The 24,719-nt window shown below is 60.5% G+C and carries 26 protein-coding genes, 1 tRNA gene, 1 pseudogene and 1 riboswitch; of the genes and pseudogenes, 19 read left to right on the forward strand and 9 right to left on the reverse strand.

The window, feature by feature from the left end; genetic code table 11:
* Positions 1 to 27 precede the first annotated feature (27 nt).
* Both H4W29_RS33500 and H4W29_RS33505 read left to right on the forward strand, forming a co-directional pair.
* Entirely contained in the window at positions 28 to 1,152 is a 1,125-nt protein-coding gene (locus tag H4W29_RS33500) for an anhydro-N-acetylmuramic acid kinase (protein WP_192733147.1), read from the forward strand.
* Positions 1,149 to 1,676: a GNAT family N-acetyltransferase gene (locus H4W29_RS33505; protein ID WP_192733148.1), complete on the forward strand. Its 528-nt coding sequence runs from the start codon at positions 1,149 to 1,151 to the stop codon at positions 1,674 to 1,676. The genes H4W29_RS33500 and H4W29_RS33505 overlap by 4 nt, the downstream gene beginning before the upstream one ends.
* On the opposite strand, the gene H4W29_RS33510 is transcribed toward H4W29_RS33505, so the two are convergent.
* Positions 1,669 to 2,346 (reverse strand): alpha/beta hydrolase, encoded by a 678-nt coding sequence (locus H4W29_RS33510; protein ID WP_025668882.1) that lies wholly within the window; start codon positions 2,344 to 2,346, stop codon positions 1,669 to 1,671. The two genes, H4W29_RS33505 and H4W29_RS33510, sit on opposite strands and share 8 nt — an antisense overlap.
* 216 nt (positions 2,347 to 2,562) lie before the next feature.
* On the opposite strand from H4W29_RS33510, the gene H4W29_RS33515 reads away from it, so the two are divergent.
* The 9 genes from H4W29_RS33515 to H4W29_RS33555 all read left to right on the forward strand — a co-directional run bounded on the left by H4W29_RS33515 (position 2,563) and on the right by H4W29_RS33555 (position 10,747).
* Positions 2,563 to 3,729 carry a cysteine desulfurase family protein gene (locus tag H4W29_RS33515; protein WP_192733149.1) on the forward strand — a complete coding sequence of 389 codons (1,167 nt, stop codon included), beginning with the start codon at positions 2,563 to 2,565 and terminating at the stop codon, positions 3,727 to 3,729.
* 142 nt (positions 3,730 to 3,871) lie between these two features.
* A complete protein-coding gene (gene sufB / locus H4W29_RS33520) occupies positions 3,872 to 5,341 on the forward strand; it encodes a Fe-S cluster assembly protein SufB (RefSeq protein WP_192733150.1) in 1,470 nt (489 codons plus the stop codon).
* Between the two features lie 57 nt (positions 5,342 to 5,398).
* Positions 5,399 to 5,740, forward strand: coding sequence for a GIY-YIG nuclease family protein (locus H4W29_RS33525; RefSeq protein WP_192733151.1), 342 nt, complete (start codon positions 5,399 to 5,401; stop codon positions 5,738 to 5,740).
* A 102-nt stretch (positions 5,741 to 5,842) separates the two neighbouring features.
* Positions 5,843 to 6,598 (forward strand): Fe-S cluster assembly ATPase SufC, encoded by a 756-nt coding sequence (gene sufC, locus H4W29_RS33530; RefSeq protein ID WP_192733152.1) that lies wholly within the window; start codon positions 5,843 to 5,845, stop codon positions 6,596 to 6,598.
* Positions 6,599 to 6,621: 23 nt separating this feature from the next.
* Positions 6,622 to 7,896, forward strand: coding sequence for a Fe-S cluster assembly protein SufD (gene sufD / locus H4W29_RS33535; protein ID WP_192733153.1), 1,275 nt, complete (start codon positions 6,622 to 6,624; stop codon positions 7,894 to 7,896).
* 12 nt (positions 7,897 to 7,908) lie between these two features.
* A complete protein-coding gene (locus H4W29_RS33540; protein ID WP_192733154.1) occupies positions 7,909 to 9,150 on the forward strand; it encodes a cysteine desulfurase in 1,242 nt (413 codons plus the stop codon).
* A gap of 10 nt (positions 9,151 to 9,160) precedes the next feature.
* Complete coding sequence (locus tag H4W29_RS33545; protein WP_007826160.1) at positions 9,161 to 9,535, forward strand: SUF system Fe-S cluster assembly protein; 375 nt, start codon at positions 9,161 to 9,163, stop codon at positions 9,533 to 9,535.
* A gap of 90 nt (positions 9,536 to 9,625) precedes the next feature.
* A complete protein-coding gene (sufA, locus tag H4W29_RS33550; protein ID WP_007826159.1) occupies positions 9,626 to 10,021 on the forward strand; it encodes a Fe-S cluster assembly scaffold SufA in 396 nt (131 codons plus the stop codon).
* 105 nt (positions 10,022 to 10,126) lie between these two features.
* Positions 10,127 to 10,747, forward strand: coding sequence for a LysE family translocator (locus H4W29_RS33555; protein ID WP_192733155.1), 621 nt, complete (start codon positions 10,127 to 10,129; stop codon positions 10,745 to 10,747).
* A gap of 14 nt (positions 10,748 to 10,761) precedes the next feature.
* Here the strand turns inward: H4W29_RS33555 and H4W29_RS33560 are convergent, their stop codons facing one another.
* A complete protein-coding gene (locus H4W29_RS33560) occupies positions 10,762 to 11,067 on the reverse strand; it encodes a flagellar basal body protein (RefSeq protein ID WP_192733156.1) in 306 nt (101 codons plus the stop codon).
* A gap of 124 nt (positions 11,068 to 11,191) precedes the next feature.
* Positions 11,192 to 11,776, reverse strand: a complete 585-nt coding sequence (locus H4W29_RS33565; RefSeq protein WP_192733157.1) for a TetR/AcrR family transcriptional regulator — start codon at positions 11,774 to 11,776, stop codon at positions 11,192 to 11,194.
* A 135-nt stretch (positions 11,777 to 11,911) separates the two neighbouring features.
* Between H4W29_RS33565 and H4W29_RS33570 the strand changes: the two genes are divergently transcribed.
* Entirely contained in the window at positions 11,912 to 12,880 is a 969-nt protein-coding gene (locus tag H4W29_RS33570; protein WP_192733158.1) for an SDR family NAD(P)-dependent oxidoreductase, read from the forward strand.
* A 67-nt stretch (positions 12,881 to 12,947) separates the two neighbouring features.
* Here H4W29_RS33570 and H4W29_RS33575 read toward each other — a convergent pair.
* The 5 genes from H4W29_RS33575 to gcvT form a co-directional block, all read right to left on the reverse strand.
* Positions 12,948 to 13,023 (reverse strand) — tRNA-Thr (locus H4W29_RS33575).
* A gap of 292 nt (positions 13,024 to 13,315) precedes the next feature.
* Positions 13,316 to 13,561 (reverse strand): DUF982 domain-containing protein, encoded by a 246-nt coding sequence (locus H4W29_RS33580; protein ID WP_192733287.1) that lies wholly within the window; start codon positions 13,559 to 13,561, stop codon positions 13,316 to 13,318.
* A 141-nt stretch (positions 13,562 to 13,702) separates the two neighbouring features.
* A complete protein-coding gene (gene gcvP / locus H4W29_RS33585; RefSeq protein WP_192733159.1) occupies positions 13,703 to 16,567 on the reverse strand; it encodes an aminomethyl-transferring glycine dehydrogenase in 2,865 nt (954 codons plus the stop codon).
* Complete coding sequence (gene gcvH / locus H4W29_RS33590) at positions 16,567 to 16,929, reverse strand: glycine cleavage system protein GcvH (protein WP_029868842.1); 363 nt, start codon at positions 16,927 to 16,929, stop codon at positions 16,567 to 16,569. Before gcvH ends, gcvP begins: the two co-directional genes overlap by 1 nt.
* Before the next feature lie 23 nt (positions 16,930 to 16,952).
* The gene (gene gcvT, locus H4W29_RS33595; protein WP_192733160.1) at positions 16,953 to 18,089 is read right to left on the reverse strand and encodes a glycine cleavage system aminomethyltransferase GcvT; all 1,137 of its coding nucleotides are present in this window, start codon (positions 18,087 to 18,089) and stop codon (positions 16,953 to 16,955) included.
* Positions 18,090 to 18,244: 155 nt separating this feature from the next.
* Positions 18,245 to 18,336, reverse strand: a riboswitch (glycine riboswitch).
* Between the two features lie 259 nt (positions 18,337 to 18,595).
* On the opposite strand from gcvT, the pseudogene H4W29_RS33600 reads away from it, so the two are divergent.
* Positions 18,596 to 19,063, forward strand: a pseudogene (locus tag H4W29_RS33600) (copper chaperone PCu(A)C); the annotation flags it as partial.
* A gap of 65 nt (positions 19,064 to 19,128) precedes the next feature.
* Here H4W29_RS33600 and H4W29_RS33605 read toward each other — a convergent pair.
* Entirely contained in the window at positions 19,129 to 19,392 is a 264-nt protein-coding gene (locus tag H4W29_RS33605; protein WP_192733162.1) for a hypothetical protein, read from the reverse strand.
* 121 nt (positions 19,393 to 19,513) lie between these two features.
* Between H4W29_RS33605 and crcB the strand changes: the two genes are divergently transcribed.
* From crcB to H4W29_RS33635, 6 genes are all read left to right on the forward strand, one after another.
* On the forward strand, positions 19,514 to 19,891 hold the full coding sequence (gene crcB, locus H4W29_RS33610) for a fluoride efflux transporter CrcB (RefSeq protein ID WP_192733163.1): 378 nt from the start codon (positions 19,514 to 19,516) through the stop codon (positions 19,889 to 19,891).
* A gap of 93 nt (positions 19,892 to 19,984) precedes the next feature.
* The gene (locus tag H4W29_RS33615; RefSeq protein ID WP_183747028.1) at positions 19,985 to 20,983 is read left to right on the forward strand and encodes an RluA family pseudouridine synthase; all 999 of its coding nucleotides are present in this window, start codon (positions 19,985 to 19,987) and stop codon (positions 20,981 to 20,983) included.
* A complete protein-coding gene (locus H4W29_RS33620) occupies positions 20,980 to 21,633 on the forward strand; it encodes an HAD-IA family hydrolase (protein WP_192733164.1) in 654 nt (217 codons plus the stop codon). Before H4W29_RS33615 ends, H4W29_RS33620 begins: the two co-directional genes overlap by 4 nt.
* A 9-nt stretch (positions 21,634 to 21,642) precedes the next feature.
* Entirely contained in the window at positions 21,643 to 22,428 is a 786-nt protein-coding gene (locus H4W29_RS33625; protein WP_192733165.1) for an ATP12 family chaperone protein, read from the forward strand.
* A 68-nt stretch (positions 22,429 to 22,496) separates the two neighbouring features.
* Entirely contained in the window at positions 22,497 to 22,949 is a 453-nt protein-coding gene (locus H4W29_RS33630; protein WP_192733166.1) for a calponin homology domain-containing protein, read from the forward strand.
* A 138-nt stretch (positions 22,950 to 23,087) separates the two neighbouring features.
* On the forward strand, positions 23,088 to 24,620 hold the full coding sequence (locus H4W29_RS33635; RefSeq protein ID WP_192733167.1) for an acyl-CoA carboxylase subunit beta: 1,533 nt from the start codon (positions 23,088 to 23,090) through the stop codon (positions 24,618 to 24,620).
* Positions 24,621 to 24,719: the final 99 nt, after the last annotated feature.

Below are 24,719 nucleotides of genomic sequence, written 5' to 3' on the forward strand. Positions count from 1 at the left end.
GGAATCGCATGAAAGGCTCGCGGCGCAATGGATATCGTCAGGACAGCGATCGGCTTGATGAGCGGCACCTCGATGGACGGCATCGATGTGGCACTTCTGCGGACGGACGGGCGAGGCTTCATCGAACGCGGTCCGTTTCTGGGCGTGCCCTATGATGGCGGTTTTCGCGAGCGGCTGAAGCGGGGGCTCGATCTGGCGCGGCCGCTGACGGATCGCACCGCAAGACCGGATGAATTGCGCGACATCGAGATAGAACTCACCGAACGTCATGTAGATGCCGTTACGGCATTTCTCGACAAGTTCAGTCTGAGCAGGGACGAAATCGACCTGCTCGGCTTCCACGGCCAGACGGTGCTGCACAGGCCGGACGATGCGCTGACCATCCAGATTGGCGATGGAGCGCTTCTGGCGCAACGTACGGGCATTTCCGTCGTCTATGACATGCGCGCCAACGACATGGTGCATGGAGGACAGGGCGCACCGCTCGTACCAGCTTACCATGCGGCGCTTGCCGGCCGCTTCCAGAAGGAGGGGCAGACGACCTGCTTCGTCAATATCGGCGGGATTTCCAACCTTACCTATATCGGCGCGGAGGGGCGCATAGCCGCCTTCGACAGTGGCCCCGGCAATACGCTGATCGACCAGTGGGTGGAGATGCAAACCGGCAAGACCTACGATCCCGGCGGCGAGATTGCCGGGCGCGGGAAGGTTATGCCGGATATTGCCGCCCGTTATCTCGGCAGCCCCTTCTTTCAAGGCAATATTCGCCGCTCGCTCGATCGCGGCGATTTCAAGCCGCTTGCGGACGGCGAGGCGAGCCTTGAGGACGGCGCGCGCACGCTGGCGTATGTCGCGGCCGCCTCGATCGTCAAGTCGGCCGGCTACCTCCCAGAGAGCCCGTCCGTCTATATCGTGTGCGGCGGTGGACGGCTGAACGGCACGATCATGGCCGAGTTCGCCGACATGGCCGGAAAGAAGGGGTCCACTGTCATGAGCGCCGAACAGGCAGGGTTCGATGGCGATGCGATGGAAGCGGAAGCCTGGGCCTATCTTGCCGTGCGGTCGCTGGAAGGATTGCCGCTGACCTATCCGGGTACGACGGGTGTCAGCCAACCGGTCACCGGCGGCGTCGTGGCGGAGCCTGCGCGATGAGTGGCGAAATCATCTTCGAAACGCCGCGCCTGATCGCCCGGATGTGGGGCGAGGGCGAGGCCGGGCTGATCCACGACCTGCATTCGACGATCGAGACGACGCGTTATATGTCCGGCGGAGCGCCCTGGTCGCGGGAAAAGGCCGAGGAGCGGCTGCGATCCTATTTTGCCGAGCAGGCACGCGACGGCACGACGAAATACAAGATCCTCGGCCGCGAGGACGGCCGCTACATCGGACGCGCCGGAATCTCGCTCTTTCATACCGGCGAATATGAAATGGGTTATGCCTTCTATTCCCGGGAGTGGGGCAAGGGCTATGCAACGGAAATCGCGACGGGTCTTGCCGACTGGTTCTTTGCCAGGGCTATTGCGCCGCATTTCGTCGCCTTCACCCACCCGGATAATCTTGCCTCCCAGCACATACTAAAAAAGATCGGCATGCGGGAGCGCGGGCCGATCTTTATCGAAAATGTTCAGGGCGTGGAATTCGAGATGACGGCCGCCATGCGGCAGACCGTTACCTGATCCGCTTGGCTGCCGGTTCCGGCACGAGTTCGCCGTTCAGGCGGCGGTCGAGATAATCCTCGCACTCGGCCATCAGCGTGTCGACCTGACCGTTGAAGAAGTGGTTGGCGCCCGGCACCGTGCGATGGGTGATGAGGATGCCCTTCTGCGTCTTCAGCTTCTCGACGAGGCCATTAACGTCCTTTTCGGGAGCAACCTTGTCCGCCTCGCCATTGATGATCAGGCCGGAGGACGGGCAGGGCGCCAAGAACGAGAAGTCATAGGTATTCGGCTGCGGCGCAATCGACATGAAACCTTCGATTTCCGGACGGCGCATCAGAAGCTGCATGCCGATCCAGGAGCCGAAGGAGTAACCGGCGACCCAACAGGTCTTCGAATCGGGATGCAGGCTCTGCACCCAGTCGAGCGCGGAGGCGGCATCCGAAAGCTCGCCGGCACCATGGTCGAATTCGCCCTGGCTGCGGCCGATGCCCCGGAAATTGAAGCGCAGTGTCGTAAAACCGCGCTTCTGGAACATGTAGAAGAGCTGGTAGACGATCTGGTTGTTCATCGTGCCACCAAACTGCGGATGCGGGTGCAGAATGACGGCGATCGGTGCGCTTTTTTCCTTGGAGGGCTGGTAGCGGCCTTCAAGACGGCCGGCTGGGCCGTTGAAAATAACTTCGGGCATCGGTACTCCGGTTTTATTTCGCGTTCACGCCACGTTTGGCGACATCATGACTTGACGACAGTTGTCAGCTTTTCTAAAACGCAGTTTAGAACAATTCGAAACTTGCATGGCGATCCACGCAGCGTGGAACGTGTCATAAGGCAAGCCCGGCGGAAATTTCAAGAAAAATGCACCGCCGCGCTCGAAGCAAGCTCGTCAAGCGCAGGACCGAAGACAATGGCGCCGCCACGCCTTTATCTCGATTGGAACGCAACATCGCCGATGCACCCTGCAGCGCGTGACGCGGTCATGCGCGCCGTGGACGTCTTCGGCAACCCCAATTCCGTGCATGGCGAAGGCCGTGCCGCGCGCGCCGCAATCGAGGGTGCGCGCCGCAAGATCGCGCTTTTGTCAGGCACTGATGCCGCCAATGTGGTCTTCACCAGCGGTGCCACCGAAGCCGCCAATATGGTGCTGACCCCCGATTTCAGCATGGGCCGCACGCCGCTGAAGCTCGGCCGTCTCTATCATTCGGCTGTCGAGCATCTGGCCGTGCGCGAAGGCGGTCGTTTCCCAAAAGACAAGACGACCGAAATACCGGTGACCGAGGCCGGCATCGTCGATCTGAAGGCACTCTCCGCACTTCTCGACGCCCATGACAAGTCGACGGGCCTGCCGATGGTGGCGATCATGTTCGTCAACAACGAGACGGGCATCGTCCAACCGGTCGAGGAAGCGGGCAGGATCGTGCACGCTCATGGCGGGCTCTTCGTGGTCGATGCCGTGCAGGCGGCCGGCCGGCTGCCGATTGAGATCGGGCGAATCGGCGCCGATTTCATGATCATTTCCTCCCACAAGATCGGCGGGCCGAAGGGCGCGGGCGCGCTGATCGCCCGCGGCGAGGCGCTGATGCCGAAAGCGCTGATCCGCGGTGGCGGGCAGGAGAAGGGTCACCGCTCGGGGACGCAGAATTCGCTGGCGCTGATCGGCTTCGGGGCAGCTGCTGAAGCCGCGCTGCAGCATCTTGAGGAGCGCAATGCCGCGATTGCCGTCCTGCGCGACCGGCTGGAAGCCGGCATGCGCACGGCAGCACCCGATGTCATCATCCACGGTGCAGGCGGTCCGCGCGTCGCCAATACCATCTTCTTCACACTTCCCTGCATGAAGGCCGAGACCGGGCAGATCGCCTTCGATCTCGAAGGCGTGGCACTTTCGGCGGGCTCTGCCTGCTCTTCCGGCAGGGTCGGCGAAAGCCACGTGCTGACGGCAATGGGCCGCGATCCGAAGCTCGGGGCGCTGCGCATATCGCTCGGCTTTTCGACGACGGAAGAAGACGTAGACAGGGCGATTGCCGCCTTTGCCAAGATAGCCTCCCGGCGAAAGCTGGCGGGCGAGGCGGCCTGATTGCCTCACAAACTTGCGGAAACGCAAATTTCCACTTGCCATCAGGGCTGAAAAGTCCCTTTTGGCCACTTATATCTGGGGCAAGTCAATTGCCCCACTGACAAGCTGCCGGACCTTTTCTCCGGCGAGATTGGAGAGTGACATGCCTGCTGTCCAGGAAACGGTCGATCGCGTCCGCCAGATCGACGTGGACCAGTATAAATACGGCTTTGAAACCGTCATCGAAATGGACAAGGCGCCCAAGGGCCTTTCCGAAGACATCATCCGCCTGATCTCCTCCAAGAAGCAGGAGCCGGAATGGATGCTCGAATGGCGTCTCGAAGCCTACAAGCGCTGGCTGACGATGGATGAGCCCACGTGGGCGCGCGTCGACTATCCGAAGATCGATTTCAACGCGATCCATTATTACGCCGCGCCGAAGAGCACGCCGGGTCCGAAATCGCTTGACGAAGTCGATCCTGAGATCCTCAAGGTCTATGAGAAGCTTGGTATTCCGCTGAAGGAACAGGAGATCCTGGCCGGCGTCGAGAAGCCGAAGATTGCCGTCGATGCGGTATTCGATTCCGTCTCCGTCGTGACAACCTTCAAGGAAGAGCTGAAGAAGGCCGGCGTGATCTTCATGTCGATCTCGGAAGCGATCCGCGAACATCCCGAGCTGGTACAGAAGTACCTTGGCTCTGTCGTTCCGACGACCGACAACTATTATGCGACGCTAAACTCGGCGGTCTTCACCGACGGCTCGTTCGTCTTCGTGCCGAAGGGCGTGCGGTGCCCGATGGAGCTTTCCACCTACTTCCGCATCAACGAGAAGAATACCGGCCAGTTCGAGCGCACGCTGATCATCGCCGAGGAAGGCGCTTACGTGTCCTACCTCGAAGGCTGCACAGCACCCCAGCGCGATGAAAACCAGCTGCACGCCGCTGTGGTCGAACTGGTTGCGCTCGACGATGCCGAAATCAAGTATTCGACGGTCCAGAACTGGTATCCGGGCGACAAGGACGGCAAGGGCGGGATCTACAACTTCGTCACCAAGCGTGGCGATTGCCGCGGCGATCGTTCGAAGATCTCCTGGACGCAGGTCGAGACCGGTTCTGCCATCACCTGGAAGTATCCGTCCTGCATCCTGCGCGGCGACGATAGCCGCGGCGAGTTCTACTCGATCGCCGTTTCCAACGGCCATCAGCAGATCGACAGCGGCACCAAGATGATCCATCTCGGCAAGAACACGTCGAGCCGCATCGTTTCCAAGGGCATTGCCGCCGGCGTTTCGCAGAATACCTATCGCGGCCAGGTTTCGGCTCACCGCAAGGCTTCGAACGCTCGCAATTTCACCCAGTGCGACTCGCTTCTGATCGGCGACAAGTGCGGCGCCCATACGGTGCCCTATATCGAGGCGAAGAATTCGACGGCGCAGTTCGAGCACGAGGCGACGACTTCGAAGATCTCCGAAGACCAGCTGTTCTATTGCCTGCAGCGCGGCATCCCGACGGAGGCTGCGATCGCGCTGATCGTCAACGGCTTCGTCAAGGAAGTCCTGCAGGAACTGCCGATGGAATTCGCCGTCGAGGCGCAGAAGCTGATCAGCATCTCGCTGGAGGGTAGCGTCGGCTAATTACGGCTCCGTCATCCTCGGGCTTGTCCCGAGGATCTGCTATGGCCGGAGATAGTGATGAGTGGTTTCGTCTACATGATGTCCGACAAGCCACGAGGTGTGATCTACATCGGCGTCACAAGCGATTTGCACGGACGCATTTGGGAACATCGCAACGAAATCCAGAAGGGTTTTACGCAGAAATACAGAGCAAAGAACCTCGTCTGGTTTGAAAACCATCCGAACATCGTGTTGGCGATCCAGCGGGAAAAATCTCTGAAGCGTTATATGCGCGAATGGAAAATCAAGCTCGTAGAGGAGCTCAATCCGACCTGGATGGACCTTTACGAGCGGATCGATGAAATGGAGAATATCTATCGACCACATCCCAATACACGGGAGTGGAGCGATTACAATTGAAGGCTTAGATCCTCGGGACAAGCCCGAGGATGACGGATCGAGACCGGTGAGAACGGTCAACCAAAGCGGCACTTGAACCCGCTGTATGAACAGGAACCAAAGATGCTTGAAATCAAGAACCTTCATGCCCGCATCGCCGAAGACGGCACTGAGATCATCCGTGGCCTGGACCTGACCGTGAAGGCCGGCGAAGTTGCCGCCATCATGGGTCCGAACGGCTCCGGCAAGTCGACGCTCTCCTATGTGCTGTCCGGCCGTGAAGACTATGAAGTGACCGAGGGCGACATCCTTTATAATGGCGAGAGCATTCTCGAGCTCGATCCGGCCGAGCGTGCGGCCAAGGGCATCTTCCTCGCTTTCCAATATCCGGTCGAAATCCCGGGTGTTGCCACCATGCAGTTCCTGAAGGTGGCGATGAACGAGCAGCGCAAGGCGCGCGGCGAAGACGAGCTGACGACGCCCGACTTCATGCGCCGCGTCAAGGACGCTGCCGCCAAGCTGCAGATCAACACCGAGATGCTGAAGCGCCCGCTGAACGTCGGTTTCTCCGGCGGCGAAAAGAAGCGCGCCGAAATCCTGCAGATGGCGCTGCTTGAGCCGAAGCTTTGCGTGCTCGACGAAACCGATTCCGGCCTCGATATCGATGCCCTGAAGGTAGTGGCCGATGGTGTCAACGCACTGCGTTCGCCGGACCGCGCCGTTATCGTGATCACCCACTACCAGCGCCTGCTCGACTATATCGTACCGGATACCGTGCACGTTCTCTACAAGGGCCAGGTCATCAAGTCCGGCGACAAGACGCTGGCCCATGAACTGGAAGCCAACGGTTACGCCGACATCATCGGCGCCGCAGCCTGAGCGTGGCGGAAAGGACGACGTCCATGAATATGCAAACGACGAGCCGTCTGACTGCGGCCGAAGCGGCGCTGATCGAAGCCTTCAACGAGAAGATCGGCGAATTGCCGGGCAATGGCGCAGTCACCGCGCTGCGCGACCGGCTGCTCGACGACCTGAAGAAGCAGGGTCTGCCGACGCGCCGCATCGAGGCCTGGCACTACACGGACCTGAAGAACCTGCTGCGCAACGTTCCGGTCCAGGCAGGCGATGCTGGCTCTGAAGCGCTGGAACCGCTGGTCGAGGGTTCTCCGGTTCTGTCCGTGATCCAGGGCAAGGCCGCCGGTAAGTCCTCGGCCGGTGACCTCTCTGTTTCTCTCTATTCCGAAAAGCTGATCGATGGTTCGGCCGCTACCCGCCTCGACGCGCTGAGCAATGACGACGCTGTAGGCCGCATCAATGGCAGCTTCGTCAAGGACGGCTATGTCGTCGACGTGCCCGATGGCACCGAGCTCGAAGAGCCGCTGGAAATCCAGTTCATCCATGCGGGCGGCGATATTCATACGCGTCTGCCGGTCACGTTCGGTGCCAATGTGAAGGGCGTCGTTATCGAGCGTCACCAGTCGGTGACGGATAATGCAGCACTCGTGTCGCATGTCAGTGACATCACGGTGGGGCAGGGCACGGAGCTGACCTGGATCATCCTGCAGCAGCAGGGGGCCGAGGATACGCATCTCGGCCAGATCCGCGTCGATCTCGGCGCTGACGCCAAGCTGAAGCTCTTCGTCATCAATGCCGGCGGCAAGCTGGTGCGCCAGGAACTGAATATCAAAGTAACGGGCGAGGGCGCCGATCTGACGCTGCGCGGCATCAACCTGCTCGGCGCCGACACGCACACCGACGTAACGATGGTGCTTGGCCACGACGTGCCGCACACCGGCTCGACGGAAGTCATCCGCAACGTCGTCTTCGATCGCGCCAAGGGCGTCTTCCAGGGCATGATCCGGGTCGCGCCCGATGCCCAGAAGACCGATGCCAAGATGGCCTGCAACACGCTGCTGATGTCCGACGACGCCGAATTCTCGGTCAAGCCCGAGCTCGAAATCTTCGCCGACGACGTGCAGTGCGGCCATGGTGCGACGGTTGCCGATATCGACCATAACCATCTCTACTATCTGATGGCGCGCGGTATTCCGGAGAACAAGGCGCGCGCCATGCTCGTCAACGCCTTCGTTGCTGAGATCGTTGAGGAACTGGAAGACGAAGCCCTGGTCGAGGCGCTGGAAGGCGTCATTTCGGCCTGGCTGGAAAAGCACGCCTGATCGGATATCGCCATGGACAAGATCGTGCCGGCAACCGCCTATGATGTCGAAGCCATCCGCAGGGATTTCCCGATCCTTGCGGAGAAGGTGCATGGCAAGCCGCTGGTCTATCTTGACAACGGCGCCTCCGCACAGAAGCCGCAGGCGGTGATCGACGCGATCTCGCATGCCTATAGCCATGAATATGCCAATGTGCATCGCGGCCTTCACTACCTCTCGAATGCGGCGACGGAAGCCTATGAAGCGTCGCGCGAAAAGGTCCGCCGCTTCCTGAACGCGCCTTCGGTTGATGACATCGTCTTCACCAAGAACTCGACCGAGGCGATCAACACCGTCGCCTACGGTTGGGGCATGCCCAAGATCGGCGAGGGCGATGAGATCGTACTGACGATCATGGAGCATCACTCCAATATCGTGCCGTGGCATTTCATCAGGGAGAGGCAAGGCGCCAAGCTCGTCTGGGTGCCTGTTGATGACGAGGGCGCTTTCCATATCGAGGATTTCGAGAAGAGCCTGACCGACAAGACCAAGCTCGTCGCGATCACCCATATGTCGAATGCGCTCGGCACCATCGTTCCGGTCAAGGAAGTTTGCCGCATCGCCCATGAGCGCGGCATTCCGGTACTGATCGACGGTTCACAGGGTGCTGTGCATCTGCCTGTGGACGTGCAGGATATCGATTGCGACTGGTACGTCATGACCGGCCACAAGCTCTACGGACCCTCGGGCATCGGCGTGCTCTACGGCAAGAAGGACCGGCTGAAGGAGATGCGGCCATTCCAGGGCGGCGGCGAGATGATCTTCGAAGTCAGCGAAGACATCGTCACCTATAACGATCCGCCGCATCGGTTCGAAGCCGGCACGCCGCCGATCGTGCAGGCGATCGGGCTCGGCTATGCACTCGACTATATGGATAAGGTAGGCCGCGAGAATATCGCAGCCCACGAGGCGGGCCTGACGGCTTACGCAGAAGAGCGGCTGAAGGCAGTCAATTCGCTGCGTGTCTTCGGCAATGCGCCGGGCAAGGGCGCCATCTTCTCCTTCGAGCTTGCGGGCATCCATGCCCATGACGTCTCTATGGTGATCGACCGCCAGGGTGTCGCCGTTCGCGCCGGCACGCATTGCGCCATGCCGCTCTTGAAACGCTTCGGCGTGACCTCCACATGCCGTGCATCGTTCGGCATGTATAATACCCGCGCCGAGGTGGATGCGCTTGCAGATGCGCTCGACTATGCGCGCAAGTTCTTTGCTTGAGGAAGAAGCCATGAGCCTGAATGAAGAGAAGATCGACGTGCGCGAAGGCATCGTGCATTCCAGCATTCCCGAAGCGGAACTGGCGCGTCTCAGCGACGACGTGATCGGCGCTCTCAAGACCGTATACGACCCGGAAATTCCGGCTGACATCTTCGAGCTCGGCCTCATCTACAAGATCGACATCGAAGACGACCGCATGGTGAAGATCATGATGACGTTGACCGCACCCGGTTGTCCGGTTGCCGGCGAAATGCCGGGCTGGGTGGAAAATGCCGTCGGCGCCGTCGAGGGCGTGTCGGGCGTCGAGGTCGCCATGACCTTCGATCCGCCGTGGACGCCGGACCGTATGTCCGAGGAGGCGCAGGTCGCCGTTGGCTGGTATTGATCGGCCGGTATTGATCCGTTTACTCGCGGCGACTACATTGAATCACCAAGCACCGGATCTTGACCCCGGTTGTGGAAGGAGATTGAGCCCATGGGCTTTGCAGTAATGAGCATGACGGAAGCCGCCGCAGAGCGCGTGAAGGCTATCGTCGGCAATGGCGGGCCGGATGCCAAGGGCATTCGCGTCGGCATCAAGAAAGGTGGCTGCGCCGGGATGGAATATACCATCGACATGGTGACGGAACCCAATGCCAAGGACGACCTGATCGAGCGCGACGGCGCCAAGGTCTGGATCGAGCCGTCGGCCGTTCTCTATCTGCTCGGCACCGAACTCGGCTTCGAAACAACGACGCTGCGTTCCGGCTTCATCTTCACCAATCCGAACCAGACATCGGCCTGTGGTTGCGGTGAATCCGTCGAGCTGAAGCCCGCCGATCTGGCAGCCCTTGCCGCGCGCGGCGACGCCGTGGTTCCGGCGCAGCACTAGCAGTTTTTCATTGAAATTGCCTGACGGCCGCCATAATTGGCGGCCTTTTGATTTTGACGAGCCTGTCCGAGACCGGCAAGCGACCAAGAAGAAGAAAAGCGGACAATGCTCTTTCTATTCCTGAAAGGCGCCCTGCTAGGCGTCATCATCACCGCGCCTCTCGGGCCGATTGGAACGCTCTGCATCAACAGAAGCCTCGAGAAGGGGTTCTGGTACGGTTTTTCCGGCGGGTTGGGAACGGCGCTGGGCGATGCGACCTACGCGCTGGTCGCAGTAGCCGGGATTGCCGTCTTTTCCGAAACCATGTCGATGGCCACCATTCCGCTGGCGCTTGGCGGCGGGCTGATGCTGCTCTGGCTCGGGTGGCGGGGACTGAAGAACAAGGGAAAGATTAAGGCGGCAAAGATCAAGGCGGCCGACTTCCTGCACACAACCATCTCGACCTTCCTGCTAACCATCTCCAATCCGGCGACGATCCTCTCCTTCGGGGCGCTGTTTGCCGGCCTCGGTCTGACCGAAGAGACGCGTCGCTTCAGCTCGGCGATGATCGTCTCAGGCGTCTTCATGGGATCGCTGTTGTGGTGGTTTTGTCTGAGCGGTGCCGTCAGCCTTGCAAGAGACCGGCTCTCGACCGATTTCACGGCCAAAGTCGGCCGCGCGACGAGTTATATGCTGATCGCCTTCGGCGCGGTGGCGCTCGGTTCGGTGGCTTATTCGATCGTATAAAGCAGGAGAGCGCTTTAATCGCGCTTGATGCTCATCAGCACATCCCAGAGATCGGCGCCGGTTTCGAAGACCGCAGCATTGGCCTTGTAGCTCCGTTCTGTTTCGACAAGGTCGGTCAGTTCGGTCGCGAAATCCACGTCCTGGTCCGTCTCGCTGACACTTGCCTGAACGCCGGTGGGTTCAACAGACTGAAAGCTGGTGTTGAGCCGGCCGTAGCCCGGTGTGCTCGCATTGGCGACATTGTTGGCGATCGCGCCCGCGCGCTTCGTCTGCGCCAGCATTCCCGAAAGCGCCGTATGCGTGATTGCAGAAATGCTCATCGACCGTTTCCCTGTTTCCGGACATCAAGCGTTGTACCGGCAAGGATTTAGGGAATGCTGAACGGCTTCGGTTAGCGAAAGGCGAGGGGATCTGCGGCGGCTGTGCCGCAATGGCACGGAAGTCTCAGCGGCCGGCTCTCATACCTGCAATCAGGATATCGATGAGCTGCCGTGCCGCTTGCTTCCAAGCCGGGCCGCTGCTGATGCTTGCGCCACCGGCAATCGCCCGAAGAAGGTCGAGCGGGTCCATGGTCAGGCGGATCTCGCCGGCCTCAGTGGCGCGGTCGATCAGCAGATTGACGGCATCGGTGATCGGGGTAACGGAATCGGCGTAGAGCTCGGACGTGCCTCCAACGAGCGAATCCAGCAGCTCGGACATGCCGTGTTTCGTCACGACATAATCGACGAACTGCACCAGCCACAGGCGAAGCGCTTCGACAGGCGGATGCGTTTCGGACAAGCTCCCGGCCGCAGCTGCAAGCTGGGCAGTCTCATTGCGATAGACGGCGGAAATCAGCGCATCGCGTGTTGGGAAATGGCGATAGAGCGTACCAATGCCAACGCCGGCGAGGCGGGCGATTTCCTCCAGGGTGGCGCCGGAGCCTTTGTCGGCAAAGACGGTCTTTGCCGTTTCCATCAACAGAAGGCGGTTGCGTTCGGCATCCGCACGCGGCTTTCGGACGGTGGACCCGCCACTTTTTTCGGCCATTTCCGTTGAAGTCCCCTTGATAAGCGGAGGCACCCTCCGTATTTAACTGGAGGCATCCTCCTTTTATTCCATTTGAGGCCGGCGGGCAATGGTCCACCAGTCCGGAGCGGTGCGTCCATGATCAAGGAGATAATCATGAGTGGACTTTTTGGCGCGACATCGACCACCGACGAGGTGCTTGCCGACGTCGATCTCAAGGGCAAGCGTGTTCTGGTGACGGGCGTTTCGGCCGGCCTTGGCGTGGAGACCGCACGGGGGCTGGCAGCCCATGGGGCGCAGGTGGTGGGTACGGCACGTAACCTTGCAAAAGCGAAGGCGGCAACGGAAGTCGTTCGCGCCGGTGCGGCCGATGGAGGCAGCCTTGAGATCGTCGAGCTCGATCTTGCTTCTCTGGCAAGCGTACGAGCCTGCGCCGATGCGCTCATTGCGGATGGGCGGCCCTTCGATGTCGTCATTGCCAATGCCGGCGTCATGGCCGCTCCCTTCGGTCACACCGCCGACGGTTTCGAAACACAATTCGGCACCAATCATCTTGGTCATTTCGTGCTGGTCAACCGGATCGCGCCGCTCGTCAAATCCGGCGGCCGCGTGGTGATCGTCGCATCCTCAGGCCATCGCATGGCACCTTTCAGCCTCGACGACCTCAATTTCGAGAGCAGGGCTTACGAACCCTGGGCCGCCTATGCCCAGTCAAAGACCGCAAATATCCTCTTCGCGGTGGAACTCGACCGTCGCCTTGGGGAGCGCGGCATCCGGGCAACGGCACTGCATCCCGGCGGCATCCAGACGGAGCTCGACCGTCATCTCGATCCTGGCATGATCGAAGGCATGATCACTCAGATCAATGCTGCACTCGCCGCCGAGGGAAAGCCACCCTTCCAATTGAAGACGATCCCACAGGGCGCGGCGACTTCGGTCTGGGCAGGTTTTGTCGCTCCTGCAGACACGGTTGGCGGCAAATATTGCGAGAATTGCCACGTCTCCGAAGTGACGGACGCGGAGATCAGTCCGGTCTCCGAAGGCGTGCGCTCCTACGCGCTCGATCCCGAGACAGCCAGGGCATTGTGGGCGAAAAGCGAGGAAATGGTTGGCGAGCGCTTCTAAGCTTTAGACCGGCGCGCTTCGGCACTGGAAGCTGCAGCACAAAAAAGAGAGCAGGGGACTGGGAAACTGGTGCCCCTGCCGAGGAATCGAACCTGGATCGGCTGCAAACCAGACAGCTGCTCTTACGTTGAGCTACGAGGGGCGTAGTATCTCTATACCAGAAATGACGTTCGCAGGCGAACGGAGCTTCGATAGACGGTTAGAGGGTAAGGTTAATCTCCGCATAAGAGAGATCAGGAGAAGGGCGCCCGGTACAGGGGCAGGCAACCCTTCTCCCGGCTGGTTTTGCAGTGTCCAGCTATGTTGATACGCACAGAACCGGAAATGGTTCACCGGTACCGATGAAAGTCCCGAAAAAGTCCGGCAGCTTTTTTCGCCGTCAGGAATGCGTAGCCGCAATCATCCGTCTCTGCGGCTCTTTGCCGATCGCCTCGCTCAGGCCTTGACGTCGAGGCCCGCTTCGACTGCGGCGGCGATAAATGCCTTGCGCGCATCCTCACCGGTGCGCTTGCCCTTGATGACGTCGGCGCAGACCAGCAGTGCCTGGTCGAGTGCGGCACCGTCTTCCGTCGGCCAGTCCTCGATCATCGCCCAGGAGGCCGCCTGGGTGGTATCGATGTTCATGTATTTGCCGGGCTCCTCGAGGGCGATGAGCACAGGCTTCGACCAGGGTGCCTGCATTCTGGCTTCGCTTTGATCCTGGGGCATGAGTGTGGCCTTCCTTCGTGCATTTCTATCAAAATTAGGAAAGCCCCTCCCGTGATGGAAGGGGCTTCAATTGTCCAGCCCTTTGCTTGCGCTCAGGGAATCTGGCCTCAAGCTTTACTCGGCCGCTTCGGCGTAAGCCTCGACGGGCGGGCAGGTGCAGATCAGGTTGCGGTCGCCATAGACGTTGTCGACACGGTTGACCGGCGACCAGTACTTGTCCACGCGGAAAGCGCCGGGCGGGAAGCAGGCCTGCTCGCGCGAATAGGGACGATCCCATTCGCCGACGAGGTCTTCGACCGTATGGGGAGCGTTCTTCAGCGGGTTGTTCAGCTTGTCCGAACGGCCTTCCTCGATGTCGCGGGCTTCCTGACGGATTGCCAGCATCGCTTCGCAGAAGCGGTCGAGTTCTGCCTTGGTTTCGGATTCCGTCGGCTCGATCATCAGCGTGCCGGCAACCGGCCAGCTCATGGTCGGCGCATGGAAGCCGCAGTCGATCAGGCGCTTGGCAACGTCATCGACGGTCACGCCGGCGCTGTCGACCAGCGGGCGAGTGTCGATGATGCATTCATGCGCCACACGGCCGGCAGCCGACTTGTAGAGCACGTCGTAGGCGCCCTTGAGCCGAGCCGCGATATAGTTGGCGTTGAGGATCGCCACCTTCGTTGCCTGCGTCAGGCCTTCGCCGCCCATCATCAGGCAGTAGCTCCAGGAGATCGGCAGGATGGAGGCCGAACCGAAGGCTGCTGCCGAAACCGCACCCGAACGACCGTCCGTTTCCGGATGACCGGGCAGGTGAGGCGCCAGATGCGACTTGACGCCGATCGGGCCCATGCCGGGGCCGCCGCCGCCATGCGGAATGCAGAAGGTCTTGTGCAGGTTGAGGTGCGAGACGTCGGAGCCGATGTCACCGGGGCGGGATAAGCCGACCATAGCGTTCATGTTGGCGCCGTCGAGATAGACCTGGCCGCCGTGCTTGTGCACGAGGTCGCAGATCTCCTTGACGGTTTCTTCGAACACACCATGCGTCGACGGGTAGGTGATCATGCAGCAGGAGAGGTTGTCCGCATACTGCTCCGCCTTGGCGCGGAAATCGTCGAGGTCGATATCGCCGTTTTCACGCACCTTGACGACGACGACCTTCATGCCGACCATCTGGGCGGACGCCGGGTTGGTGCCATGCGCCGAGGTCGGGATCAGGCAGACGTCGCGGTGACCCTGGCCATTGGCAATGTGGTAATTGCGGATGGTGAGCAGGCCGGCATATTCGCCCTGCGCGCCGGAATTCGGCTGCATGGAGAAAGCGTCGTAGCCGGTAACTGCGCAGAGCTTTTCCGTCAGGTCATCGATCATTTCGCGGTAGCCGAGCGCCTGGTCGGCCGGCACGAACGGATGGATGTCGGAAAATTCCGGCCAGGTGATCGGCAGCATTTCGGCAGTCGCGTTCAGCTTCATCGTGCAGGAGCCGAGCGGGATCATGGAGCGGTCGAGCGCGAGATCCCGGTCGGAGAGCCGGCGGATGTAGCGGGTCATTTCGCTTTCGGCGCGGTTCATGTGGAAGATCGGATGCGTCAGGTATTCGCTGGTGCGCAGCAGATCCTTCGGCAGACGATAGGACGGCTCGAAATCGGCAATCCGGAAATTGCCGCCGAAGGCGCGCCAGACAGCCTCGAGCGTTGCCGGACGGGTGCGCTCGTCGAGCGACATGCCGATCTTCGTTTCGCCGACCTTGCGCAGGTTGACACCTTCGGCGACGGCTGCGCGCAGGATGAGGCCCTGCATGTGGCCGACATCGACGGTGATCGTGTCGAAGAATGTGTCCGGCTCAACCTTGTAGCCTAGCTTTTCCAGGCCCTTGGCCATGAGAACGGCCTTCTGGTGAACCTGCTGGGCGATTGCCTTGATGCCCTTCGGGCCGTGGAAGACAGCATACATGGAGGCCATGACGGCGAGCAGAACCTGCGCGGTGCAGATGTTCGACGTCGCCTTTTCGCGGCGGATATGCTGTTCGCGGGTCTGCAGCGACAGGCGGTAGGCGCGATTGCCGCGCGCATCGACGGAAACGCCGACGAGGCGGCCGGGCATGGAGCGCTTGATGGCGTCCTTGACCGACATATAGGCGGCATGCGGACCGCCGTAGCCAACGGGAACGCCGAAGCGCTGCGAGGAGCCGATGGCGATATCAGCGCCCATTTCACCGGGCGACTTCAGAAGCGTCAGCGAAAGGATATCCGCAGCAACGACGGCGATCGCGCCCGTCTGGTGCAGGCGGGAGATCAGGCCAGTGTAATCATGCACATGGCCGTGCGTACCCGGATACTGGAAGATCGCGCCGAAGACATCGACGGGATCGAGATCGGTGAAGGGATTGCCGACGATGACGCTCCAGCCGAGCGGTTCGGCGCGGGTGCGGATCAGCGCGATCGTCTGCGGATGGCAGTCGGCATCAACGAAGAATGCCTTGGCCTTTGACTTGGAGACGCGCTCAGCCATGGCCATGCCTTCGGCAGCAGCAGTTGCCTCGTCAAGCAGCGAGGCGTTGGCGACGTCGAGGCCCGTCAGGTCGCAGATCATCGTCTGGTAGTTCAGGAGCGCTTCGAGACGCCCTTGAGAGATCTCCGGCTGGTAAGGCGTGTAGGCCGTATACCAGGCCGGGTTTTCCAGGATGTTGCGCTGGATGACCGGCGGTGTGATCGTGCCGTAATAGCCCTGGCCGATGAGCGAGGTCAGAACCTTGTTCTTGTTGGCGGTTTCGCGCAGCTTGTCGAGCGCCTCGCGCTCCGTCATCGGCGCGCCCCAGAGGAGCGGCGCCTTCTGGCGGATGGCTGGCGGCACGGTCGCGTCGATCAGCGCATCGAGGCTCTTGTAGCCGATGGTGCCGAGCATATCCGACATTTCAGACGGCGAGGGGCCGATATGACGACGATTGGCGAAGTCATAGGGCTGATAGTCGGTGAACTGGAATTCGGTAGGCGTCGTCATTACGCAGTCAGCTCCTTGTAGGCCGCTTCATCGAGCAGGCCATCGGCGTCGGAGAGATTCTTGAGCTTGAGCTTGAAGAACCAGCCGGCACCCTGCGGATCAGAATTGACGAGCGACGGGTCGGCGACAATCGCCGGATTGACCTCGACGATCTCGCCGTCGAGCGGGCAGTAGACATCCGAAGCTGCCTTGACGGATTCGACGGTTGCGGCGTTGCCATCCTTGGAGAAGGTGGCGCCGACCTCAGGCAATTCCACGAAAACGAGGTCACCGAGCTGCTCGACAGCGTAGGTGGTGATGCCGACGGTCGCGACATCGCCTTCGAGCTTCAGCCATTCATGTTCCTGGGTAAATTTCAGCATGGAAAAATCCTCTCGCAATAGGGTCAGCGTTTGTAGGTCGGCGTGATGAAGGGAAGAGCAGAGACGGTCACCGGCAGGTACTTGCCGCGCACTTCGGCATAGACCTGTGTGCCTGCTGCCGTGTGGGAAACCGGCACGTAACCCATGGCGACGGGGCCTTCGACGGAGGGGCCGAAACCACCAGAGGTGACTTCACCGATCTCTGTCTTGCCCTCGGCATCGGCATAGAGCTTGGCATGGCCGCGCACCGGCGCCTTGCCCTCGGGCTTCAGGCCGACGCGCTTGCGGGTTGCACCCTTGTCTAGTTCGCCGAGAATGCGGTCTGCACCCGGAAAGCCGCCAGCGCGGGCGCCTCCGGTGCGGCGTGCCTTCTGCATGCCCCATTCAATGGCCGCTTCGACCGGTGAAGTGGTCGTGTCGATATCGTTGCCATAGAGGCAGAGGCCGGCTTCGAGGCGCAGCGAGTCACGGGCGCCAAGGCCGATCGGCTCGACATCTGGATGCTCGAGCAACCGGTTGGTGACATCTACGGCCTTGTCGGCGGGAATGGAGATTTCAAAGCCGTCTTCCCCGGAATAGCCGGAGCGCGAGACGAGACAGGAAACGTCGTGCAGGCGGCAGTGGCGCACGTCCATGAACTTCATGGCGGCAACATCGGCCCAGAGTTCTGCGAGCGCTTCGACGGCGCGCGGACCCTGGAGGGCAATCAGCGCGCGGTCGAGGACAGTGATCTCGCAGGTGTCGGAGAGATGCTTCTGCAGGTGCGCGATATCGGCTTCCTTGCAGGCGGCGTTGACGACGACGAAGAGGTGGTCGTCGAGATGGGTGATCATCAGGTCGTCGAGGATGCCGCCATTCTCATCCGTGAAGAAACCATAGCGCTGGCGTCCTTCGGCAAGACCGAGAATATCGACCGGTACGAGGCTTTCGAGTGCGAGCGCCACATCCTCATACTGGCCGGACTTCGCCTTGATGATGACCTGCCCCATATGGGAGACATCGAAAAGACCGGCGGCGGTGCGGGTCTGCAGGTGCTCCTTCATGACTCCGGTCGGATATTGCACCGGCATGTCGTAACCTGCGAAGGGCACCATGCGGGCGCCGAGCGACAGATGCAGCGCGTGAAGCGGGGTTTTCTTGAGGGCAGCAGTATCGTCCAAACGACGCCTCCGGGGTTTGCGCCGGAAATTCCGGGCGCGGGCTCAAAACTGAAGGCGCGGCTGCGCCTTGTCTCCTTGAGCCCCCTCTGTCCCTGTGCCTGAGATTGTTATCCCTTCGGCGGGCGTTTCGAGAACGCCTCTCTCCAGAGTTCCGTCTGCCCCTTGTGGTCCTTTCGCCTGAGAGTTTCCGGGGCGGTTGCTCCTTCGGCACCGGCATTGTGTGCCGGATTCTCCCAACAAGGTTGCGGCAATTATCCGGGGGTGGCAGGCCTTGGCAAGCGAAATGTCGCGACTGCACAAATTTTTGTCGCGGCTCTGAAAAGCCGGTTGCGGTCCGCGTCAAATGGGCTTTTGCATTCTCAGGCGGAATTGGCTATCGGCAGCCGAGAGCCTTTCCTGGTCAGATTGAGACATTCTGACCAGGAAAGGCTTTGAGAGCGAGGAGATATTCGATGAAGATTGTGAGGACATCAGCTTTGGCGGCGCTGCTTTGCGCTTGCGGCTTTGCCGGATCCGCTGCCGGCCAGGACCACCAGCACATGCAGGGCATGGACATGGGCTCCATGAGCATGGCTGCTGACGGCGACGTTGTGAAAGTCGGCGATCTCGAAGTCTCCGGTGGCTTTGCCAAGGCGATGCTGCCCGGCCAACCCGTTGGTGGCGGCTTCTTCACAGTGAAGAACAACGGCTCGACCGATGACCGCCTTGTGTCGGTCACGTCGTCCAATGCCGGCGCGGTGCAGCTTCACGAGATGGCCATGAAGGACAATGTCATGAAGATGCGAGAGCTGAAGGATGGCATTGCGGTTCCCGCAGGCCAGACCGTGGAGCTTTCGCCCGGCAACCTGCATCTGATGTTCCAGAAGGTAAAGACGCCCTTCAAGCAGGGCGACAAAATTCCTGTTACCCTGACCTTCGAAAAGGCCGGCAAGATCGATCTGGTGCTGAACGTGCTGTCGGCGCAGGGCAAATAAGCGCTGAGAAACAAAAGCCCGCGACCAAAGTCGCGGGCCTTGCTCCTCCCAGCAATATTTAAATCTCAGACATCCTCATAGGACTGCAAGGCCTGCTGCAAGCCGGCCTGTGGCTGCCGATACCCCTTGGTCATGAGATCAAGCGCGACTTCGGTATTCTGGATGATGTTGGTCGTTTCCTCGGGATCTTCGCCGCTGTGATTGAGTTGGCGTTCCGCGATCTTTCGGGCCTCGCGCGCGGCCGTACCCGTCGCCACGCGCTGCGGAATGCGCAGGGATTCGAAGGCGAGGGCAGCAGTACTTGCCGATATGGAAACAAGCTGTGTCATGCGCCCGTCATAACGGTGCGATCTTCGCGTTCGGCTTAAGAAAATCATTCGCATTTTACCGGACGGTAAGAATTCCGCAGATGCGATTGGAATCAGGGCGGAATCGCAATAAACCGTAGGCATGTTCCAGGCTCTGCTCGTCGCGGTCGGCGGCGCAATCGGTTCGCTTCTGAGATATTATGTCGGCCTGGGCTCTCTGCGGCTCATGGGGCCTGGCTTTCCTTGGGGCACGCTCATCGTCAACGTCGTCGGCAGCTTCATCATCGGTGTGTTTGCCGAGATGATCATGCGCCGCTTCAACGCTTCTGTGGAACTACGGCTGCTGCTGATCACAGGTTTTCTTGGCGGCTTCACCACCTTCTCCGCCTTCTCGCTGGATGCGATCACGCTCTTCGAGCGCGGCGAGGTCTTTGCCGGCGGCATCTATATCGCAGCAAGCGTCGGACTTTCGATGGCGGCCGTCATGGCCGGTCTCGGCCTGATGCGCGCGCTCATCTGATTTCGATTCCGATTTCCGTTTTCTGAAAAATGCTCTAAAGGCAGCGGCAAGAGAAGCGCCTTTGATCGCGCCCATATTTTCCGAAAGAATTCCATGGCAGGTATAGAACACATCAAGGTGGAGCCCGATGAAGCGGGCATGCGGCTCGACCGCTGGTTCAAGATCCACTATCCGGGTCTCGGCTTCGGCCCGTTACAGAAGCTCTTGCGCTCCGGCCAGGTCCGCGTCGATGGCGGCCGCGTAAAATCGGATGCGCGCGTGCAGCCCGGCCAGATGGTGCGTGTGCCGCCGCTCGATGTCGATGCCAAGGTTAAGTCCGGGCCGATCGCCGGCAAGGACCTGAAGCATTCCGGTGACTTCGAACTCCTGTCGCGCATGGTGCTGCATGAGGACGACAAGGTGATCGTGCTCAACAAGCCGGCCGGACTCGCCGTGCAGGGCGGCTCGGGTGTGGCCCGCCATATCGACCAGATGCTCGAAGCCTGGACCAGCCCGAAAGGCGAGAAACCCCGCCTTGTCCACCGCCTCGACCGCGATACGTCTGGTGTGCTTGTCATCGCCCGCACGCGTGGTGCTGCCCAGAAGCTGACGGCCGCTTTCCGCGAGCGCGACACCAAGAAGACCTACTGGTCGCTGGTCAAGGGCGTGCCGCGAAAGCGCGAAGACAAGATCTCGACCTGGCTCGTCAAGGAACAGACCATGGATGGCGACCGCATGCGGATTGCCAAGCATGGCGAGGATGGTGCCGATCATGCGGTGTCTTATTACCGCATCGTAGAGACGGCAGCGCAACGTCTCGCCTGGCTGGAGATGGAACCCTATACGGGGCGCACGCACCAGCTTCGTGTCCATGCGCTGCATATCGGCCATCCGATCATCGGCGATCCCAAATATTTCGATGAGGATCCGAACTGGGATTTCCCCGGCGGCATCCAGAAGCGGCTGCATCTGCATGCCCGCCATATCGATATTCCACACCCCTCCGGCGGGCGGCTGCGCGTAACGGCCCCTCTGCCACCGCATATGGTGCAGAGCTGGAACCTGCTCGGTTTCGACGAGAACTCAGCCCCCATCCTGGATGACGAAGAATGAAGCTTGCGCTTTTTGATTGCGACGGCACGCTGGTCGACAGCGCTGGGCTGATCCACGAAACCATGCGCCGAACCTTCGCAAAGTTCGGCAAACCGGAACCTCGGTTCGAGGACACTAAGGCGATCATCGGCCTGTCGCTCGATATCGCCATTGCCCGCATGCAGGGCAAGCCGCATGTCGAGCAGGAAGATATCGACATGACGGCACATTACAAATCGCTGTTTTCGGTCGTGCGTCAGGATCTCGATTATCGCGAGCCGCTCTTTCCCGGCATTCGCGAGATGATCGATGCGCTCACCGGGCGCGGGGATCTGCTGATCGGTGCGGTGACCGGCAAGTCCCGGCGCGGGCTGAAGCTCGTGATGGAGACGCATGGCTTCGAGAGGCATTTCGTCGTTGCGCGCACCGCCGACGATTGCCCCTCCAAGCCACATCCAGCCATGGTGAGCGAATGCTGCGATGAAACCGGCATGAATGCGGCCGATGCCATTGTCATCGGTGACGCGATTTACGATATGCAGATGGCAAAGGCCGCCGGCGCCAAGGCGATCGGCGTTGCCTGGGGCTATGCCAGCGTGGATGAGCTGATCGCCAACGGCGCCGATGCGATCGCCTATCATCCTGATGAGATTTTGCGCCATTTTTACTGAGGTGAGCCCATGCGCGACCTGCTGAACGACCTTTCCGAAGGCCTGAGCCATCCCGATCCGATCCGCCGCGCGCAGATTCAGATGAAGAAGCCGCTGCCTAAGCGCTTCTATCAGGCGGTTTCCGTCGCACCGCATGAGGATGGTTTCGCGATCGAGTTGGACGGCAAGCTCGTGCGCACGCCGGCCCGCCAGATCCTGGCCGTGCCCAGCGAAGCGCTGGCAAAGCTCGTGGCCGCCGAATGGGACGCGCAGAATGAGGTCATCGATCCCTCGCTCATGCCGGTAACGCGCCTCGTCAACACGGCGATCGACGGTGTGGCAACAGACACACAGGCCGTCTTCGAGGATATCCTGCGCTTTTCGTCGAGCGATCTGCTCTGCTACCGCGCCGATGGTCCGGAAAAGCTGGTCGAGCGACAGACGGAGCGCTGGGATCCGGTGCTCGACTGGGCAGCCGCCGATCTCGGCGCACGTTTCATCCTTGTCGAAGGCGTTATGCATCACGAGCAGCCGCGCGAGGCGATCGCCGCTTTCGGCTCGGCATTGCGCCGGCACGACAGTGCGCTCGAGCTTGCAGCTCTCCACACGGTGACGACGATTACCGGTTCGGCGCTGCTGTCGCTTGCCATTGCCGAAGGCGAGATCACGCCTGACGAAGCCTGGTCGCTCGCCCATCTCGACGAGGATTGGACCATCGAACATTGGGGAAGCGACGAAGAAGCCGAGCAGCGCCGGGCCAAGCGTTTTGAGGATTTCAAAGCAGCAACGGATGTTTTTTTCGCGCTAAGGGCCTGAATCATATTGCCTTGTTGGGCTTTATGACCAAATCTGCGACTCCGGACGGGGATTTGCAGGAATTTGGAATGGCGTGGCTGAGGTCGAGATTTTGCCTGATGGCGCTTGTTTGCGTGGCCCTGACGGCCTGCGCCAGTCTCATGCCGAAGAAGCAGGAAAAACCTGTCTATGACGTGCGCAGCGCCGTAGTGTTATCCAGCACGACCATGTCGGCGGAACTGCTTTCCGGCATCAGCGACCGCGTCAATGCCGCCATTCGCGCGACGGTCCGCACAAGTGAATTGCCGCGAGTGGTGCTGACGATCCGCATCGTTTCCGTCACAAAGAGCCTCGGCTTCCAGAAGGACCGCAATGTCGCGGAGGTGAGGATCGATGCCGCTTCCGTGGAAGACGGATCTGTGATCGCCGTGACCTCCTTCGAAGTTACAAGCTTGACTGCCGACCCTCATCTGGCCGACGACATTCTGGCAGAAGATATCGCCGCGCGCGTGCGCTCCGCCTTCGCACTCAGCGGACGCTAGAGCATTTCCGTTTTTCTTCGAAACACGAAATGCTCTATCTCTTTGTGTTAACGCAATTCCGGATGCAAAACCGCTGCACACTTTTGCTGGAATTGCTCTATCCGTAAAATCGGCCGTCAACGGCGGCGAGGGGAGATCATGAAGGATATTCTGGAAGAGCTCGAACGCCGCCGTGGCATCGCCCGTCTCGGTGGCGGACAGGCGCGCATCGACGCACAGCACCAGCGTGGCAAGCTGACGGCGCGCGAACGCATTGATCTCTTTCTCGACGAAGATTCCTTTGAAGAGTTCGACATGTTCGTGGAACACCGCTCCACCGATTTCGGCATGGACAAGAGCCGCATTGCCGGCGACGGCGTGGTGACCGGCTGGGGTACGGTCAACGGCCGTACCGTCTTCGTCTTCGCCAAGGATTTCACCGTCTTCGGCGGCTCGCTCTCGGAAGCCCATGCCGAGAAGATCATCAAGGTGCAGGATATGGCGCTGAAGAACCGCGCGCCGATCATTGGCATCTATGATGCGGGCGGCGCGCGCATTCAGGAAGGTGTCGCGGCCCTCGGCGGCTATGCCGAGGTCTTCCAGCGCAATGTGCTGGCTTCGGGCGTTATTCCGCAGATCTCCGTCATCATGGGACCATGCGCTGGCGGCGACGTCTATTCGCCTGCCATGACCGACTTCATTTTCATGGTGCGCGATACGTCCTACATGTTCGTGACCGGTCCCGATGTGGTGAAGACCGTCACCAACGAGACTGTTACAGCCGAAGAACTGGGCGGCGCGAGCGTGCATACGACGCGCTCCTCGATTGCCGACGGCGCCTATGACAATGATGTCGATACGCTCCTGCAGGTGCGCCGGCTTATCGATTTCCTGCCGCAGTCAAACACATCGCCGGTGCCGGAGATCGAATGTTACCAGTCGGTGACCGATACCGACAATTCGCTGGATACGCTGATCCCAGCCAATGCCAACAAGCCCTACGACATCAAGGAACTGATCCAGAAGGTGGCGGATGAGGGGGATTTCTTTGAGATCCAGGCGAGCTTCGCCAAGAACATCGTCTGCGGCTTCGGGCGCATCGAAGGTTCGACTGTCGGCTTCGTCGCCAACCAGCCGATGGTGCTCGCCGGCGTGCTCGACAGCGACGCCTCGCGCAAGGCGGCGCGCTTTGTGCGCTTCTGTGACTGCTTCAACATTCCGATCGTCACCTTCGTCGACGTGCCGGGCTTTCTGCCAGGCACGGCGCAGGAATATGGCGGACTCATCAAGCATGGCGCCAAGCTGCTCTTCGCCTATGCCGAGGCGACGGTGCCGAAACTGACGGTCATTACCCGCAAGGCCTTCGGCGGCGCCTATGACGTGATGGCGTCGAAACATCTGCGCGGCGACTTGAATTATGCCTGGCCGACAGCCCAGATCGCCGTCATGGGCGCCAAGGGCGCCGTCGAGATCATCTTCCGCAAGGATATCGCCGATCCCGAAAAGATTGCCGCGCATACGAAAATGTACGAGGATCGCTTCCTGTCACCGTTCGTGGCGGCCGAGCGGGGCTATGTCGACGAGGTAATCATGCCGCATTCGACACGGCGCCGGCTGGCTCGCGGCCTGAAGATGCTGCGGAACAAGGATCTCAGCAATCCCTGGAAGAAGCACGACAACATCCCGTTGTGAACGAATAAAGGAGCCTCTTCAGGTGTTTATCCACTGTCGAAGTTGTGAACGCCTGTCAGCAAACTGTGTCTTCAATCCCTATTAGAGACACGATAACGC

It is taken from the genome of Rhizobium viscosum, from assembly GCF_014873945.1.
GTDB lineage: Bacteria > Pseudomonadota > Alphaproteobacteria > Rhizobiales > Rhizobiaceae > Rhizobium > Rhizobium viscosum.

Coding starts and splice junctions, on each gene's coding strand:
- H4W29_RS33500 (WP_192733147.1), top strand. CDS start 28: ATGGATATCGTCAGGACAGCGATCGGCTTGATGAGCGGCACCTCGATG.
- H4W29_RS33505 (WP_192733148.1), top strand. CDS start 1,149: ATGAGTGGCGAAATCATCTTCGAAACGCCGCGCCTGATCGCCCGGATG.
- H4W29_RS33510 (WP_025668882.1), bottom strand. CDS start 2,346: ATGCCCGAAGTTATTTTCAACGGCCCAGCCGGCCGTCTTGAAGGCCGC.
- H4W29_RS33515 (WP_192733149.1), top strand. CDS start 2,563: ATGGCGCCGCCACGCCTTTATCTCGATTGGAACGCAACATCGCCGATG.
- sufB (WP_192733150.1), top strand. CDS start 3,872: ATGCCTGCTGTCCAGGAAACGGTCGATCGCGTCCGCCAGATCGACGTG.
- H4W29_RS33525 (WP_192733151.1), top strand. CDS start 5,399: ATGAGTGGTTTCGTCTACATGATGTCCGACAAGCCACGAGGTGTGATC.
- sufC (WP_192733152.1), top strand. CDS start 5,843: ATGCTTGAAATCAAGAACCTTCATGCCCGCATCGCCGAAGACGGCACT.
- sufD (WP_192733153.1), top strand. CDS start 6,622: ATGAATATGCAAACGACGAGCCGTCTGACTGCGGCCGAAGCGGCGCTG.
- H4W29_RS33540 (WP_192733154.1), top strand. CDS start 7,909: ATGGACAAGATCGTGCCGGCAACCGCCTATGATGTCGAAGCCATCCGC.
- H4W29_RS33545 (WP_007826160.1), top strand. CDS start 9,161: ATGAGCCTGAATGAAGAGAAGATCGACGTGCGCGAAGGCATCGTGCAT.
- sufA (WP_007826159.1), top strand. CDS start 9,626: ATGGGCTTTGCAGTAATGAGCATGACGGAAGCCGCCGCAGAGCGCGTG.
- H4W29_RS33555 (WP_192733155.1), top strand. CDS start 10,127: ATGCTCTTTCTATTCCTGAAAGGCGCCCTGCTAGGCGTCATCATCACC.
- H4W29_RS33560 (WP_192733156.1), bottom strand. CDS start 11,067: ATGAGCATTTCTGCAATCACGCATACGGCGCTTTCGGGAATGCTGGCG.
- H4W29_RS33565 (WP_192733157.1), bottom strand. CDS start 11,776: ATGGCCGAAAAAAGTGGCGGGTCCACCGTCCGAAAGCCGCGTGCGGAT.
- H4W29_RS33570 (WP_192733158.1), top strand. CDS start 11,912: ATGAGTGGACTTTTTGGCGCGACATCGACCACCGACGAGGTGCTTGCC.
- H4W29_RS33580 (WP_192733287.1), bottom strand. CDS start 13,561: ATGCAGGCACCCTGGTCGAAGCCTGTGCTCATCGCCCTCGAGGAGCCC.
- gcvP (WP_192733159.1), bottom strand. CDS start 16,567: ATGACGACGCCTACCGAATTCCAGTTCACCGACTATCAGCCCTATGAC.
- gcvH (WP_029868842.1), bottom strand. CDS start 16,929: ATGCTGAAATTTACCCAGGAACATGAATGGCTGAAGCTCGAAGGCGAT.
- H4W29_RS33605 (WP_192733162.1), bottom strand. CDS start 19,392: ATGACACAGCTTGTTTCCATATCGGCAAGTACTGCTGCCCTCGCCTTC.
- crcB (WP_192733163.1), top strand. CDS start 19,514: ATGTTCCAGGCTCTGCTCGTCGCGGTCGGCGGCGCAATCGGTTCGCTT.
- H4W29_RS33615 (WP_183747028.1), top strand. CDS start 19,985: ATGGCAGGTATAGAACACATCAAGGTGGAGCCCGATGAAGCGGGCATG.
- H4W29_RS33620 (WP_192733164.1), top strand. CDS start 20,980: ATGAAGCTTGCGCTTTTTGATTGCGACGGCACGCTGGTCGACAGCGCT.
- H4W29_RS33625 (WP_192733165.1), top strand. CDS start 21,643: ATGCGCGACCTGCTGAACGACCTTTCCGAAGGCCTGAGCCATCCCGAT.
- H4W29_RS33630 (WP_192733166.1), top strand. CDS start 22,497: ATGGCGTGGCTGAGGTCGAGATTTTGCCTGATGGCGCTTGTTTGCGTG.
- H4W29_RS33635 (WP_192733167.1), top strand. CDS start 23,088: ATGAAGGATATTCTGGAAGAGCTCGAACGCCGCCGTGGCATCGCCCGT.